The sequence below is a fragment of the Clostridium sp. AM49-4BH genome (genome assembly GCF_003478335.1).
GTDB lineage: Bacteria > Bacillota > Clostridia > Lachnospirales > Lachnospiraceae > Butyribacter.
Genome location: NZ_QUFB01000010.1, coordinates 58,641 through 75,293 on the forward strand (window position 1 = coordinate 58,641; position 16,653 = coordinate 75,293).

16 protein-coding genes are annotated in these 16,653 nt (G+C 41.9%); 2 read left to right on the top strand and 14 right to left on the bottom strand.

Translation table 11 applies throughout. The annotated features are described in order from the left end of the window. Positions 1 to 13: 13 nt before the first annotated feature. The 3 genes from dapA to DW981_RS04615 all read right to left on the bottom strand — a co-directional run bounded on the left by dapA (position 14) and on the right by DW981_RS04615 (position 2,257). On the bottom strand, positions 14 to 904 hold the full coding sequence (dapA, locus tag DW981_RS04605; protein WP_022024476.1) for a 4-hydroxy-tetrahydrodipicolinate synthase: 891 nt from the start codon (positions 902 to 904) through the stop codon (positions 14 to 16). A 66-nt stretch (positions 905 to 970) separates the two neighbouring features. Beyond that, on the bottom strand, positions 971 to 1,468 hold the full coding sequence (locus DW981_RS04610) for a cob(I)yrinic acid a,c-diamide adenosyltransferase (protein WP_022024475.1): 498 nt from the start codon (positions 1,466 to 1,468) through the stop codon (positions 971 to 973). 150 nt (positions 1,469 to 1,618) lie between these two features. Then, the gene (locus DW981_RS04615) at positions 1,619 to 2,257 is read right to left on the bottom strand and encodes a single-stranded DNA-binding protein (RefSeq protein WP_022024474.1); all 639 of its coding nucleotides are present in this window, start codon (positions 2,255 to 2,257) and stop codon (positions 1,619 to 1,621) included. Positions 2,258 to 2,653: 396 nt separating this feature from the next. On the opposite strand from DW981_RS04615, the gene typA reads away from it, so the two are divergent. After that, positions 2,654 to 4,486, top strand: coding sequence for a translational GTPase TypA (gene typA / locus DW981_RS04620; protein ID WP_022024473.1), 1,833 nt, complete (start codon positions 2,654 to 2,656; stop codon positions 4,484 to 4,486). Positions 4,487 to 4,616: 130 nt separating this feature from the next. Here the strand turns inward: typA and DW981_RS04625 are convergent, their stop codons facing one another. The 11 genes from DW981_RS04625 to DW981_RS04670 all read right to left on the bottom strand — a co-directional run bounded on the left by DW981_RS04625 (position 4,617) and on the right by DW981_RS04670 (position 15,181). Next, a complete protein-coding gene (locus DW981_RS04625) occupies positions 4,617 to 5,990 on the bottom strand; it encodes a CdaR family protein (protein WP_118506931.1) in 1,374 nt (457 codons plus the stop codon). Continuing rightward, positions 5,987 to 6,859, bottom strand: coding sequence for a diadenylate cyclase CdaA (gene cdaA, locus DW981_RS04630; protein WP_022024471.1), 873 nt, complete (start codon positions 6,857 to 6,859; stop codon positions 5,987 to 5,989). The genes DW981_RS04625 and cdaA overlap by 4 nt, the downstream gene beginning before the upstream one ends. Then, positions 6,856 to 7,863, bottom strand: a complete 1,008-nt coding sequence (locus tag DW981_RS04635; protein ID WP_118506932.1) for a hypothetical protein — start codon at positions 7,861 to 7,863, stop codon at positions 6,856 to 6,858. The genes cdaA and DW981_RS04635 overlap by 4 nt, the downstream gene beginning before the upstream one ends. After that, positions 7,860 to 8,294, bottom strand: coding sequence for a hypothetical protein (locus tag DW981_RS04640; RefSeq protein ID WP_022024469.1), 435 nt, complete (start codon positions 8,292 to 8,294; stop codon positions 7,860 to 7,862). Before DW981_RS04640 ends, DW981_RS04635 begins: the two co-directional genes overlap by 4 nt. Positions 8,295 to 8,452: 158 nt before the next feature. Further along, positions 8,453 to 9,307, bottom strand: coding sequence for a YitT family protein (locus tag DW981_RS04645; protein ID WP_022024468.1), 855 nt, complete (start codon positions 9,305 to 9,307; stop codon positions 8,453 to 8,455). A 45-nt stretch (positions 9,308 to 9,352) separates the two neighbouring features. After that, positions 9,353 to 9,487: a hypothetical protein gene (locus DW981_RS15890; protein WP_022024467.1), complete on the bottom strand. Its 135-nt coding sequence runs from the start codon at positions 9,485 to 9,487 to the stop codon at positions 9,353 to 9,355. 149 nt (positions 9,488 to 9,636) lie between these two features. Continuing rightward, positions 9,637 to 10,104 carry a hypothetical protein gene (locus DW981_RS04650; RefSeq protein WP_022024466.1) on the bottom strand — a complete coding sequence of 156 codons (468 nt, stop codon included), beginning with the start codon at positions 10,102 to 10,104 and terminating at the stop codon, positions 9,637 to 9,639. Between the two features lie 79 nt (positions 10,105 to 10,183). Continuing rightward, complete coding sequence (locus tag DW981_RS04655) at positions 10,184 to 11,890, bottom strand: methyl-accepting chemotaxis protein (RefSeq protein ID WP_022024465.1); 1,707 nt, start codon at positions 11,888 to 11,890, stop codon at positions 10,184 to 10,186. A gap of 10 nt (positions 11,891 to 11,900) precedes the next feature. Continuing rightward, positions 11,901 to 13,085, bottom strand: a complete 1,185-nt coding sequence (locus DW981_RS04660; RefSeq protein WP_022024464.1) for a BMP family ABC transporter substrate-binding protein — start codon at positions 13,083 to 13,085, stop codon at positions 11,901 to 11,903. 73 nt (positions 13,086 to 13,158) lie between these two features. Continuing rightward, a complete protein-coding gene (locus DW981_RS04665) occupies positions 13,159 to 14,490 on the bottom strand; it encodes a nucleobase:cation symporter-2 family protein (protein ID WP_118506935.1) in 1,332 nt (443 codons plus the stop codon). 109 nt (positions 14,491 to 14,599) lie between these two features. Next, positions 14,600 to 15,181, bottom strand: a complete 582-nt coding sequence (locus DW981_RS04670) for a xanthine phosphoribosyltransferase (protein ID WP_022024462.1) — start codon at positions 15,179 to 15,181, stop codon at positions 14,600 to 14,602. A 209-nt stretch (positions 15,182 to 15,390) separates the two neighbouring features. On the opposite strand from DW981_RS04670, the gene DW981_RS04675 reads away from it, so the two are divergent. Then, on the top strand, positions 15,391 to 16,281 hold the full coding sequence (locus DW981_RS04675) for a DegV family protein (RefSeq protein ID WP_118506936.1): 891 nt from the start codon (positions 15,391 to 15,393) through the stop codon (positions 16,279 to 16,281). The last annotated feature ends 372 nt before the right edge of the window (positions 16,282 to 16,653 follow it).

Sequence of the window (16,653 nt, forward strand, 5' to 3'; positions counted from 1 at the left end):
CAAACTGCAAACTTTATTTTACATCAAGCCCTGCCTTCCGCATTGCCTCACGTAACGTCTCTTGATGCTCCTCTTCCATTTCCGTGAGCGGCATGCGAAGCGGTCCCGCCTGATACCCTAACATATTCATCGCTGCCTTTACAGGAATCGGGTTTACCTCACAAAACAGTGCATGGATCAAAGGAATATACTTTAACTGAAGTCTTCTGGCGCCATCCGTATCCCCTTCTAACATTTTGATCACCATATCATGTGTATCTCTTGGAGCTACATGAGACAATACAGAGATAACCCCCTTGCCGCCTAAAGCAACAATGGGAACTATCTGATCATCATTTCCGGAATACAGATCGATCTCTCCGTCACAACGCGCCATAATGTCGGCAATCTGTGACAGATCTCCGGATGCTTCTTTGACACCCACAATATTAGAAACCTCCTGCACCAGATCAGCGATTGTCTGTGGAGCAATATTAACACCGGTACGACCTTTAATATTATACATAAGTATCGGTAGATCTACCGCCGCAGCGATCTGTTTATAATGTGCCTTTATTCCGTTTTGAGTCGCCTTATTGTAATATGGTGATACAACCAGCAAACCGTCTGCACCGGCACGTTCTGCCGCAACGGATAATTTGACCGCCGATTTTGTACAATTAGATCCCGTACCCGCAATAACCGGAATACGCCCCGCTGTCATCTGCACACAGGCACGTATCGTTTCTATATGCTCATCATAAGTCATCGTTGCCGTTTCTCCAGTTGTTCCACACACAATAACCGCATCCGTACCGCCTGCGATCTGATCGTTGATAATATGCTCCATCTCAGGATAATTAATACTTCCATCCGGATTCATCGGCGTAATAAGTGCCACTCCGGCACCGGTAAATATCGACATATAGACTCCCCATTTCTTTGTATTTTCTTGGTATATTATATGAACCGATATAAATTATGTGCTTCCTTACATCTCCAGATCCTTTTCAAGATCTATCTTGGATACAATATCAACATACGGCTCTAACTCCGGCGGAAGACATCTTCCTGTCATTACCAACTTGCAATAATCATCGCGCAAAGTAATTAAAGAGATAATATCCTCAATAGAAATAATCTCTAAGTCCACCAGACCAAGCACTTCATCTAGCACTAATACGTCACATTCTCCGGTATCGATCACCTTCTTTGCAAAATTAAATCCATTCAGAATGTTTTGTCTCTCTTCTTTCTTTTGAGAATCTAACAAACAATCATAAGATTCATTCTCTCTTTCAAACCGAAACAATTTAATATCCGGCTCCAGGCGGTTCAAAAAGCTGAATTCTTCTGCATCTTTTCCCTTTAAAAATTGAATGATGATCACAGATTGACCAAGCCCCGCTGCACGGATACATTGTCCCACTGCTGCAGAGGTCTTACCCTTGCCGCTTCCATAATATACCTGTACTATTCTTTGACTCATCTGACTCCTCCTGCTTCCCGCCATCCTTTCTATCTGCTCCCTCAAACAGCTGCCATACCCTATTGGCCGCAAAAATGGCTAGAGCAACAAAATAATCTACCTGTCAACTCTAGCCATTCTATCATAATTCACATAAAAAATCTACTTTTTCTAATTTTCCTCCGCGATATACTCTAACTTGCTTACAGATACTTCATACGCCACTCGTTTCTCATACTGGTCTTCTGCAATCTTTTTCTGATATTCACGGCTCTGGATCCTGCCCCATATCTGTATATGAGAACCTACTTCAAATTTATCGGCAAAACGTGCATTTCTTCCCCAGCAGATACACGGAATATAATCCGACTTGCCGTACGGACGATTCACCGCTAACAACACATCGGCAATCTCACGCCCCAACGGTGTCTTACGATACACCGGATGCTTGCACACATATCCGTCCAAAAAAATATGATTCGGATTTTGCTCATCCTCATCTTCCTGCGAAGCAAGCACTGCCTCCCTGGCAAATACGGATAACACCAAACGATTTCGATTTTCTTCATGTCTGTTGTAAGAACGGAATTGACCGGACACCTGCAAAACGCATCCACGATAATCAGACGTAACATCGATCAATCTTTCTGACACCATAACCGGAATTACATCATACGAATTGCTAAGTCTGCATACTGCGATATTGACGATGTAGAAATGTTCTCCATAGACTTCATGACTGAATGTAAACTCACTGACTACTTCACCTGCAATTGTCACCTGGTTGTTTGTGAATACTTTATCCAACATATTTCATATCCTCCTTTTTCCTGCACCCTATTGAAAAGGACGCCGCTTGGGGTTCCCGCCCCATTGGTATTTTTAGTTTCATAAATATATACGTTGATATTTGCTATTATATAACTGCTTCTTTCTTAGGTTAAACCTTTTTGTAAAACATTATTCGACATTTCTGATTATTTTTGGCACATTTGTCAATTGTATAATCTTATTTTTATAGTATACTAGTTAATTGTGGGTTTGTCCAATAAAAAGAGCAAAGCCAGCGTGACATCGCCGAGATTTGCCAAAGTAATTCTTGGTGGCGTGTCACCACGTTATGAGCAGTTTCCCATAAAAACAATTTGCTTCGGAGCAGCAAACAAAAACAATCAATCAGCTCCGAAATGGAGGTAAATGTATACTATGAAACGAGAAGATATTAGAAACATTGCGATCATTGCCCATGTCGATCATGGAAAAACAACCTTAGTCGATGAATTGCTAAAACAAAGCGGTGTTTTTCGCGACAATCAGGCAGTTGCAGAACGCGTCATGGATTCCGGCGACATTGAGCGTGAGCGCGGAATCACTATTTTATCTAAGAATACAGCAATCACTTACAAAGATACAAAGATCAATATTATCGATACACCGGGCCATGCTGACTTTGGTGGCGAGGTAGAACGTGTCCTCAAAATGGTAAACGGTGTTGTTCTTGTCGTAGACGCCTTTGAAGGTGCTATGCCACAGACAAAATTTGTTCTCAAAAAAGCATTAGAGCTGGAACTTCCGGTTATTGTCTGCATCAACAAGATCGATCGTCCGGAAGCAAGACCGGATGAAGTAGTAGATGAAGTATTAGAACTTTTTATTGATCTGGATGCTAACGAAGAACAATTAGATTGCCCATTCATCTTCGCTTCCGCTCGTGAGGGTATTGCATCTTACAAATCCGACGAACCCGGCAAAGACATGGAGCCACTGTTTGAAACGATCTTAAACTACATTCCGGCACCGGAAGGAGATCCTGACGCAGGTACACAGGTACTTATCAGCACCATTGACTACAACGAATATGTCGGTCGTATCGGTATCGGTAAAGTGGATAACGGTTCTGTCAAAGTCGGACAAGATGTTGTGATCGTTAATGCACATGACAAAGATAAATTGAACAAAGTGCGTATTACTAAACTCTATGAATTTGATGGGCTGAAGAAAGTAGAGGTTACGGAAGCAACAATCGGTTCTATCGTAGCGATCTCAGGCGTAACTGATATCCATATTGGCGATACGATCTGTTCTCCTGAGCATCCGGAACCAATTCCTTTCCAGAAGATCTCGGAACCTACAATCGCTATGCATTTCATGGTAAATGACAGTCCTTTGGCCGGTCAGGAAGGAAAATTTGTCACATCTCGTCATCTGCGCGACCGTCTTTTCAGCGAGTTGAACTCTGATGTCAGCCTTCGTGTAGAAGAAACTGACAATATGGACAGTTTCAAAGTATCCGGACGTGGCGAACTGCATTTGTCCGTTTTGATCGAAAATATGCGTCGTGAGGGATATGAATTTGCTGTCAGCAAAGCAGAAGTATTATATAAAACCGATGAACGCGGAAAAAAATTAGAACCAATGGAGCGTGCCTTCGTTGATGTCCCAGAGGAATTTGCCGGCAGTGTCATCGAAAAATTAAGCACTCGTAAAGGTGAATTACAGGGTATGGGATCAATCGGTGGTGGATTCACTCGTCTTGAATTTGTTATCCCATCTCGTGGACTGATCGGTTATCGTGGTGAATTTATGACCGATACAAAAGGAAACGGTATTCTCAACACCGTATTTGAAGACTACGGTCCGTACAAAGGTGATATCGCTTATCGCAAGCAAGGATCTCTCATCGCCTTTGAATCCGGTGAAACCGTTGCTTATGGATTATTCAACGCACAGGATCGTGGTACTCTGTTCGTTGGCCCGGGTGAAAAAGTATATGCCGGAATGGTCATTGGGCAAAATGGTAAAACAGAGGATATTGAGTTAAATGTATGCAAAACAAAACATCTGACAAATACCCGTTCTTCCAGCGCAGACGATGCCTTAAAGCTTACGCCGCCTAAGGTACTCAGTTTGGAAGAGGCACTGGAATTTATCGATACCGATGAGTTATTAGAGATTACACCGGAGAATTTACGTATCCGCAAAAAGATTCTCGATCCGACTCTTCGTTTCCGTGCTAAGAAAAATGCCACGAACGGTTGATCATAGGTAGCAGATCTATGCTATGACAAAATATGAATAATTGCAAAAACGCTTCGGCAGGCAGATTGCTTACCGAAGCGTTTTTATATTTCACACATCAAAAATCATCATGATAACAATTTCTGACAGATCATTCTTCTTGTGAAGGTGTCTCCGTCGGTATTGGCTCCTCGCTCGGTTTTTCCGACGTCGTATTTTGCGGCCTTTCGGTCGGCTTTGTTGTTGGCGATGGGGAAGAGCTCGCCGTACTGCCTCCTCGTTCCTTCGTGATATGAATCTTTATCGTTGCATATTTTGTGATTTTACAAGTATCCGACAGATCCAACTGCACGCGAACCTGATGCTCTCCGGCTTTCAAACCGCCACAATCTACATATGCATTGATGGCAGTATCCGGAATCTCATTCAAAATGGAGTCTCTTCCCGAAATCGTGAGGCTTAAAATGTCTCCGGGTGCTCCGGCTGTCGCAACATATCCGCTTGCCAAATTTCGAAATGCCACATCTGTCTCTTTAATACGCAAAGTTCGTTCCACTAATTTTTCTATCGTCACCTTCACGGAGATCGTCTCATACTCTTCTGATACAGTAACTCCCTCTGGCAATAAGGCTGGCACACTGACCGTCTTTTCCAAACCACCGGACTGGTCATTCAATCCGCTAATATCCATCGGTATCACAATCTCAGAAAGCGACTCCATTTTCTTCTCACTGCCGGCAATTTGGATCTCTTGTGGCAGACATTCTGTTTCTACATACTCATATCCCGCTGCCGGCGTTCCTGTCACACTGACTCTTACCGGAATTGTTTTGTTTTCCAAAACCTTTGCCCGCACTTTGATCTTATTCTGACTAAAGTGCAGAGTGTTAGACTTGACTACTTCATCGTTGGAATCATAAGCAACCGGTTCCAATCGGCTCATAAAGTCTTCACTGACTCCCTCCACATTCAAAAACACCTTGATCGAGGAAATACGTTTCACAACAGATTTTCCTCCTGTCACTTGAATCATATTTGGTTTTGCCGTGCATTTTCCAATAGAGTAACCTTCTGACGGTTCTCCTTGGGTGACAACCGTTACCTTAACCTGCTTGGTTGCCATATCCTCCAATGCAACTTTCAACACCTGAGTACATTCCAAAGTAACGTCCGATGACACTTTTTTACGAAGTGATGGCACGATATTTACCGCATTTACCGAAGACAGATTCGAAAGATCTGCTGTTGCACGAATATCTGTAGAATCTAAACGATCGATCACGCTTCGTTTGCCACCGACCTTGACATTGGCAATACTGCCGGATGTAATTTCAAACACCTTATTAACAGACTGCAATGCACTTTCATTGATCGTCTCGACCGGCACTTGAAACACTTTCGTCTTATAAGGATCATCAATATTGATAATGATCAGCCATACAAACAGAGCACCGATCAATGACAGCACTTTGATCCCAATATTATGCAGCACAACATCTTTCATCAATTGTTTTAATTCTTTCATGTGCGATCCCCTCCTTTTCTACGCCAAAAGTATTTCTTTGGCTTCTCCTCAGAAGGTTTCCCCTGAAAATCATTCAATTTACGTCGTAAAAGATCCCCGTCAATATTACGTAATAATTTACCACCAACTGCTACGGAAATCATACCGGTTTCTTCAGATACAATCACGGTAAGACTATCGCTCACCTCGCTAATGCCAACTGCAGCACGATGCCTCGTTCCAAGATCTTTAGATAACCCCATATTGTCTGACAATGGCAGATAACAGGTTGCCGCAACAATACGATCTCCTCTTACGATCACAGCACCATCATGCAGCGGCGTATTATGCTCAAAAATATTGATCAAAAGCTGACTGCTGATCGCAGAATCGATAATAATACCGGTTCTTTCATATTCAGATAAGATAATATCCTTTTCCATAATGATCAGTGCACCGGTCTTTGCTTTGGCAAGCTCAGAAGTTGCACGCACGATCTCGTTCACGGTACGATCTGTAAAGCGTATATTTCTATCTTTGTTCTCATCAAACGGCAAGATAGAACTGACAATCTTTTTTTGTCCCAACTCTTCCAGCGCCTTGCGCAGTTCCGGCTGAAAAACGATCAGCAACGCTGTAATACCAAGACCGATCGTCTTATCAAACACCCACAATATAACACTCATATCTAAAATATAGGCAACAATATAAGCACTAAACAGCACAAAAACACCCTTTACCAGTGTCCATGCTCTTGTACGCTTTACCCAAAATGTCACATGATACAACGCAAAAGCGATAATTATAATCTCCAGGATATCCACAACACCAATCTTCGGGAGCGATAATCCATATACATATCCTTTTAATGACGCAATAATTTGATTCATGAATCCTCCTTATTCTCCCTGTTACCGCCATCCGGCACTGCTTCGTTATCTTCCATCTCTGCTGCTAACAACTCGTTGCGGTCAGTAAACAAATGTGCATTAAAGCGTTTTATACGCTTACTCTTTGTTGCAATACTGTTCTTGGGTACTGCGCGGACATAATAATAATATTCCTCATCTTCAAACTGTAAATTCTCAACGCCGGCATAATTTAATGACAAACGGAAAAATTGTATCAGCCACACTAAGCCGAGGGATATGACCGCACCTGCAAAAAATGGGATCATATGCAGTTTCATGAGCTGTAAATAGTTAGCAAACAAACATAAAATGATATCACTGACAATCCCGATGATGATCGCCGCTTCAAAACTGAAATCAACGCGCAGGCTGCGAATCATATACACTACCAACATGACCACCACGAAGACTGCTATTGCGGCAAACAACTCTTCGTCCTCCACCAACTGATCGATCAGCACCTGAAACAGATCGAAGGAATCTGTCGTTGCAGAAGATGCAACCGTAATCAAATTGCGAAACAAATAGTAAAGCAACACTCCGATCACACCTGGCAGCACTCCGGCCGGACCAAAAAGCAATCCCAACAGCACCGGTGCTCCTGCAGAGAGTCCTACAGAATATGCTAACGGCACAGCGATCAGCACATATCCATGTTTGGGAATGAACTGAATATATAACAGATACAATATCAAAAATATAACACCAATACAAAATGCCAGCATTTTGGACACATACATGACCTGTAACACAATAAACAATGCCACCAAGAAGATCATTGCCTCTAATGGAAAGATCACGCTGATCACTCCCATGATCACATTCACATAACCATGTGAAAGTATTGGACGATATCCCAACACACGGTTGATCGCAAAAAACAATCCAAATCCAACCATAAACCGCATGACCACCTGAAAAAAGGATGAATAACGCTGATACATTTTCTGTATATGTTCACGCAATATCAATAACTGAGTCATACAGCGTCTCCCTCCTTAATTTCTTTGGTCTCTTTATTATCTTTGCTGTCCCGATAAAACTTCTGCAGCTTATCTATTTCCATCATATATTTGCGCAAACGCTTGCGATTGTTTGTATATTTGGTCATATAAAACAACACACAAAACAAGGTAATGATCAATAATAATCCTACATATATACATCCGGCCAGCCACACCATGCTCTGCATATCCATCTGCACTACATTTGTAAACAGATAATCAACATAATACATGGCAACCAGTCCCATGATCAATAAATAGGAAATGCTATAGCCCAGCAGCACCTTTAATGTATTGGAACGGATATAATCGGAACGAAAATATCCACTTTCGTCTAGTTCATCTTTATAAAACCGCTTTTCGTCTAACGCAAGCTGCGTCATTAAGCGTACTTTTTTCTCATTAACCATACCAGTCAACCCTTCTTTGAACAGCAATTCCTAATGTTAATCCACAATTTTAAATTATATAATATTCGTCTAAATTATACAAGCCCTATCACTATTGTTACCAGCTGCAAATGACCCTATCAAAAACGGAGCGGAGAACTTTCTCCGCTCATGGTTTGTTATAATTTGGTGTAAATTTTGCTTTCTGAGTTTTTAATATGATGTCCGATGATCTCCGATACATCTGAAATCGTCATAAATGCCGAATAATCATCTTTTTCTATGATCTTACGGATCAACGGAAGCTCCATCCGGGTAATGACACAATATAGGACTGTCTTCTCCCCGGATAAAAGCCCTTCACCGGACAAAAAAGTAACTGTCCGGCCTAACGTCTTATAAATATCCTCTGCGATCACGCGTCCCTGATCCGTAATGATCATTACCGCTTTGCCCTGATCCAATCCTGTATTAATATAATCCACGATCCTAGATGTAATAAAATAGGTCAGAAGACTATATAACGCACGATCCAATCCGAACAATATACCGGCGATCAAATAAATGATAATGTTACAGACCAGAACAATTTGACCTACGGAAAGTGATGTCTTTTTGGCGACCATGATCGCAACTGTCTCTGTGCCATCCAAACATCCTCCGTTTCGAATAATAAGTCCAACTCCGGCACCAAGAATCAATCCTCCAAACACTGTCGCCAATAATGCATCATAGGTGGCATCATAGTGCCAACGGTTAAAAATTTCTAAAAAGAGAGAGAATACACCCATTGCCACAATGGTCCTCGGAAGAAAGCTTTTTTCCAACTGCTTCGCTCCCACCAATACAAACGGTAAATTTAAGCATACCGTCAATATACTTAACGAGATCGGAGTTATCGAACTAATGATAATACTGGTTCCCACAATCCCGCCGTCCAAAATGTTCGCTGGAACTAAAAACTCTTCCAAAGCAAATGCTGCCACTATTGCGCCTAATATGATGTTGATGTATCGGACAAGTATTTGTTTCATGTATACCTCCATGCTTGCATTCTTTATGTGCCTTTGTTGAATCTATTACGCTTCTTTATGTTCGTCCTTTGTCTGCGTTCTCTTAATGTCATCAGATCCGCTATTCTCCCACTTCCATGAAAAAACGCCTACCGCGATCAATGCCACAACGACTAAAACAATACCTATTGTCTCTAACATATGCAAAAACCTCCTATTTATTCTTTTTTTCTACCATAAAAAAACCGTGCCCCCTTTGGCTGAGCGGTCTCATTTACCTGTGCAATCTTATGCACATACATATTGTATAATTTGGAAATACATGACGAACGCAGGTAAAGATCTGCGTGTCAAAAAAAGAATATTGCGGGGATTTTCTGCCCGTCCTTCCGATGAATAAAAGACACGATCTGTTGATGAACATCCCGGATCAATGTCGCCTTTAGAATATATTGATTATGCATAATGCTAACGCATCTTGCATAACAATCTGTCAAACAATAGCAAATACGCTCAAACTTTGATAAACTAACCGTCTTCTGCTCCCGAATAAGATTCAGTTTCTGCATCGTATTTGCCGATCCATCCTCAATCCGACAATCTTCCTTGGCAAAAGAAGTTTGTATCATATGTAAATAATGCTCTGCTTTTGCATTCTGAAAAGAGTCAACCTGCACAGTCTGTCTAGAGCAATATGTCTGCTGTCTCTGCATAGAAAACACACCGCATTCACCATACGCAGAAAATGCGCTGGTCAATGCGATGCATAATATGAACAAATAGCATATGATCTTTTTGGAATAAGCTATTCTTTGCATATTAATCCTCCATGCTGTGCAGTTACCTAATCTCTTGTAACTGCTATTATAGCATATTCCACTAAACTGACGCAACTAATTACACCTGAAAATTCTGAATATGGTTTGCCAACGCATCTGCCATTGTTCGCAGACTTTCCGTCGACTGTTCGATATTCTTAAAGTCTGCTGTCATAGCACCCAATGCTGTATTGGTCTTTTCGGTGTCGCTTACATTATGAGTGGCAATATCTGACATTGCCTTAAATACCTGCATGATCTCTTTTCTCGCACACTCTAATTCTTTCATACGGCTCTCTATGCTGCGGATACTGCTTACCGAATGCTCGATTTCATTCATCACGGTCGCCACACTGCCTTCCGTTCCTTCAATAAAATCGTTTTGCTGGGTAATAATTTCCTGCGCATTTGTCATTGTCTCAACAACAAGTTCTGAATCGTTTAACAAAGTCTCAACTATCTCTTCAATATTGCCGCTGGCACTATTCGTCTGCTCTGCCAGCTTCTGAATCTCAGACGCCACAACGGCAAACCCTTTACCGGCATCGCCTGCCCTTGCCGCTTCAATGCTTGCATTCAAAGCTAACAGATTTGTTTCTTCTGCAATTTCTGAAATAAAGCGAGAAGCCTCACGAATTTTTTGTGCGGATGCATTTGTCTGTTTTGTCTGCTGTGCGATCGTCTCTACAGCCTGATGCACCTCATCGCTGATCACACGAAGCTGATGTACAATTTCCGTTGCATGATCACTTGCCTTTTTCATGCTGTCTGCACCATTTCCAAGATCTTCTGCCTCCTGTCCGGTCTCTAACAGCAGATTTCCCATATTATTTACGTTGAAGGACGCTTTTTTGATATCTTCTGCCTGTCGATCTGCCCCCTCCGTTATACCATCCATTGTCTCTTTGACATTTTCAATGCTGTGAAAAGTCTGATGTGCCGTCTGTTCTAATGAATCAGATGAATCACGCAGAGAATCCGTGCTTCCCTTAATGCCACTTATAATGCCAAGCAATTCCTGCTGAAGCTTGCGGATTGCCCGCGACAGATCTCCAATCTCATCTTTGCGTCGAGCCAGTTTATCTGATATCGTCAATTGCAGATTTCCGGCAGATACCTGCTGAACTGATGCGATACCTACTTTAAGTGCCTTTGTGATCGAGCTTGCACAAATACTGACAACGATCACGCACACGATCGTAACAAACACTACAATCGCTATAATCGTGCTAATAATCTTTATAACACTGCGAAATGTCTCCTGTTTGGGACTTCCTGCGAACACCATTCCAATTGGTGTACTTTTATCATCCGGCTGATATACCGGAGTAAAATATCCATAATACATAGTCCCTTCAATAGAAACATTCTCACTAAAATATTCGTGCCCTGCACCTAGAACTTCTTTTTGGATCTTTTCTCCTGCCTCACTCTGTAAAATACGATTGCCATCTTTGTCCTTGGCAGAAGTCATAATGCGCTTGTTTCCATAAAAGAAGGTAACTTCCATGCCGGATTCTTCTTTGATCGTATCTACCAGATTGTCGGACTGGGAAATGTTGTAACTGCCTTTCCATACATCACCATTCTTCGTTTCCAGATAAGATCCGGTATTTTGATCATATGCTGCCTGTGTCGCTGTTGCTGTTCCTCGCAGAGAATTTTCTACCTGTTGGATGATCGCACCCTTCATGATCGTTGCTGCCACCAAAATAACAATTGCCCCGAGTAAAACAAGTGGGAGCAGTGAGCAAACCAACACTTTCTTACGAATCGTAAAATTCATAGCCACCCTCCTATTTCACGATCACTACATTTTTGTAGTACCAGTTAATGTTTCCGGTAATCGTTGCATCGTCTAATGTACTGTTTGCTGCCCCAATCTTCTTCCCGGTATTTGTTTCTAATACACCATCGAATACGTTGTTTTCACCACTAAGGATCGCTGTGGTCGCTTCATCAACTTTTTCCTGCGTTCCTTCCTTTGCAAACGATGCCAGGTCGGTGATCTGAATCAGCCCCTCTGCCATGCCACCATAATAATTTTCACCGGTCCACGTTCCATCCATAATACTTTGTACTGCCGACGTATAATAAGCACTCCAGTTCCAGATCACACTTGTCAGGCAGGAATCCGGAGTTTCTTTACTCATATCCGAGTTATAACCGATACCATACACACCCTTTTCCTGCGCTAATGTCTGAGGATATGCCGTATCACAATGCTGTGCCATAACATCGCAGCCCATCGACAACAATTTTTCTGATGCCGCCTTTTCCTTCGCTGCATCATACCAGCTATTGGTTATTTTTACATAAATCTTTGCCGATTTATTAACCGATGCCACTCCAATGGCAAAAGCATCAATACCACCCGTTACCTCTGAATTTGAAGAATCCTGTGCTGCAACATATCCAATCTTGCCGGACTTTGTGTTCATCCCTGCCACGATTCCGCTCAAATACCGTGCCTGATAGATTCTGCCAAAATAATTAGTAAAATTCTTGCCATTACTCTTATAACCGGTTCCATGAGAAAAATAAACTTCAGGATACTTTTCTGCCATCTTTTCTGTGGTATCCATGTAGCCCCAACTCGTTGTGAATATAATATTGCAGCCATCCGAAATACAGGCTTCGATTGCTTCCTGCGTTGCAACAGCATCGCTATCATCCACGATCTTACGCTCTATCTGATCTTCCTTGAGTCCGAGATTAGACTGCATACCCTTGACACCTAGATCATGCGTATATGAATAACCGCTTCCCTCTGACGGATCCGATATATATAATACGCCGACTTTAATGTTATCTTTGCTGATGCCACCACTTCCTGTTTCGCTCTCAGTCTGACTGCCTCCGTCATTTGTCGCCACATCGTCCGGTGTGCCGTTAGCTGCCCCACAGCCGGTCATACACAACAGACTGATTACCAACACAGCTGCCAAGGTGCGCCTTTTCTTCATTATTTTGTTGTTCATTCTCCCACCCTTTCTACACAGCAGACAGCACGCTTCCAAAGTTTCAAAAAGCACACTGTCCCACTATGTTTGATTATGCTTTTTCTTGTATCGTTGCCTCCATATTCTGTGGTAAAACCAAATTCAATATGATAGAAACCAAAAATACAACTGCCACGCAGTTCTGCCCAAATACATTTTGTACCATTTCAGGAAAGATTGCGAACAGTTCAGGAACCTGTGTAAAACCAATACCAACGCTGAGTGATAATGCAGCGATCGTAATATTTCTCTGCGTATAGCCACATTTTCCGATCATCTGCAGACCACTGACAACGATCGTTCCAAACATCATGATCGTGCATCCACCTAATACCGCATCCGGTAATGTTGCCAATAATGCTCCAAAGATCGGGAAGATTCCCGCTAAGATCATGATAGCCGCACCTGTTGCGATTGCAAATCGATTCACTACTTTCGTCATTGCGATCAAGCCCACATTTTGGCTAAATGAAGTAATTGGCATACAGCCAAATACTGCTGATAATGCACTGATAAAACCATCACAGGCAATTGACCCGGCAGTTTCCTCCGGTGTGACATCACGATTTAAACCGGAAGATGCCATCGCAGATGTATCTCCGATCGTCTCTGTCGCCGACACCAAAAAGATCAATACAATGGATACAATGGCGCCAGCATGAAATTCCGGCTTAAATGGCATAAGATGTGGCAATGCAATGATCGAACTTCCCTTTAGTCCGGAAAAATCCACCATTCCCATTACAATGGCCAAAATATAACCAACTACTAAACCGAACAAAACAGAAAGCTGTTTGAAGTAAGATTTAGCAAAAATATTAAACAAAATGCAGGCAAGCAGCGTAACACCGCCTAACACCCAGTTCTCCCAAGCACCAAAGTTTTTACTTCCACTGCCACCTCCAAAGGAATTAGCCCCGACAGATAACAATGAAAAACCAATGGATGTAACAACACTTGCTGCTACGATCGGTGCAACAATCTTGATCCAGTACTTGGCAAATAATCCCAAAACGCCCTCTACGATACCACCGATCAACACGGCACCAACAATCGCCGGATAACCATATTTTGCTCCTATAACACATGCAATGGACACAAACGTAAAGCTGATACCCATAACAATTGGTAATCCGGAACCAATCTTCCATACCGGGAACAACTGAATCAATGTACCAATACCGGCAATGATCATTGCACTTTGGATCAACATTGCCGTCTGAGTCGAGGACAATCCACTTGCTCCTGCAACAATGATGATCGGTGCAATATTAGCAACGAACATAGCTAATATATGCTGCAACCCAAACGGAATTGCCTTAAGAAGTGGTACTTTTCCGTCTAATGTATAAATATTTTGTACAGATGTTTCATTTGTTTTCATGTTCTTTATCCTTCCTGTTTCTCATTTCGTCTTTCTGCATATAGAAAAACGTCCTTTTCATTTCTTTGCAATCCACCCGATCTTATATCTATAGTTCTAACAGATCAGCTTACTGCTCACGAAATACAATTTCTTTCGTATCTGCATTCATGCTGTCCACAATTGCGAGAGACTCTAACTGATATCCAAGATTGCGGATCAGTTTGCCACCCATTTGAAAACCCTTTTCAATAGCAATTCCAATACCCTCTACAGAAGCTCCGGCCTCCGTAATAATTGAAATCAACCCCTGCAGTGCACAACCATTGGCAAGAAAGTCATCAATGATCAACACCTTGTCCTCCGGAGATAAAAACTTTTTGGAAACTATGACCTGATTTTTACACTTATGTGTAAAAGATTCCACCTCAGCAACATACATATCTCCTTCAATATTGATACTCTTAGATTTCTTAGCAAATACAACCGGAACGTTAAAATACTTTGCTACCACACATGCAATTCCTATACCGGAAGCCTCTATCGTAACAATTTTATTAATCTCCTTACCGGCAAAACGTTTTTTAAACTCTTCTCCCATTTGCTCAAATAATGAAATATCCATCTGATGGTTCAAAAAACTATCCACCTTCAACACGTTACCTTCTTTTACTATACCATCCCTTAGGATACGTTCTTCTAAAAAGTTCATCTTGTCCTCCTTGTATGGCACATTATGCCGTATATACAAATATTATACTGAATATATTTTGCAGATTCAAGAACAATTTGAGGCGTTACCGTTGTAATTTGAAATTCTCAGAATTCCATGGTACAATGAGCCTTGACATGCATAATACAGGAATATTATGACCACCTGTGATCATGCAAAACATTTTTTGAGAAAGGTATGGTATTAAAATGGCAGAAAATTATGTATTAAGCTGTTGTTCTACAGCAGACTTAACAGACGAACAGTTTGAGGCCAGATCTATTCATTATATCTGTTTTCATTTTGAATTGGGCGGCAAAAGTTATATGGATGATCTCGGCAAATCAATTCCTTTTGATGAATTTTATAAACGTATGGAGCAAGGCGAAGACACTAAAACATCTCAGATCAATGCAGAAGAATTTGAGCAGTATTTTGAACCTTTTCTGCAGGAAGGCAAAGATATTCTACATATCTGCCTCTCTTCCGGCATTTCCGGCGTCATGAATTCCGCCTGTATTGCCAGAGATATTCTCGCCGAAAAATATCCAGACCGCAAAATCTATATTGTTGATTCACTGGCTGCCTCCGCTGGATATGGACTATTGATGGATCGTCTGGCAGATCTGCGCGATGATGGAATGACTATTGATGAACTGCGTGACTGGGCAGAGGCCAATAAGCTTCATTTACGTCATTGGTTCTTCTCTTCCGATCTGACTTTCTTTATAAAAGGCGGTCGTGTATCAAAATCCGCCGGTACCATCGGAAATTTGCTGAACATCTGCCCATTGCTGGATGTAAACAGCGAGGGCAAGCTGATTCCGCGCTTTAAGATTCGTGGAAAACGTAAGGTGATCCGTGAAATTGTCGCTAAAATGGAAGAAGATGCCGAAAATGGCTTAGACTACAATGGGAAATGTTTTATATCCCAATCTGCCTGCTATGAAGATGCCAAAGCAGTTGCCAATCTGATAGAGGCACGCTTCCCAAACTTAAACGGCAAAGTAGTGATCAACAATATCGGCACGACCATAGGAAGTCATACCGGTCCGGGTACAGTAGCACTCTTCTTCTGGGGCAGTGAACGCACACTGTAAGTCTCTTTGCCTTATCATAATACACAAAACGCCTGCCAGGAACTCGTCCGCAGGCGTTTTTATTATTTAGTAACTGAAACTTCCCACACCTCATTATCTCATGCAACCACATATTGCTTATTATGTCAGCAATAAATATAGTATTTTGCAGCCGATAAGCTAACTTATTCTGTCGGCAGAGAACTAAGATAATTGCCGCAGAACGCAGAGTTTTTAGGTGATTTCTTATTTTGTTACGTCTCTGATGAATACATGCCCGAAGGATTGTCTGAGATGTCCCGGTTTAGCAAGGTATCATCCATTTTTGGACGGGACGCTTTCGCTACGATGCGCTACGTCACGTTACTTAATGTCTCTGAAATACGAGACATA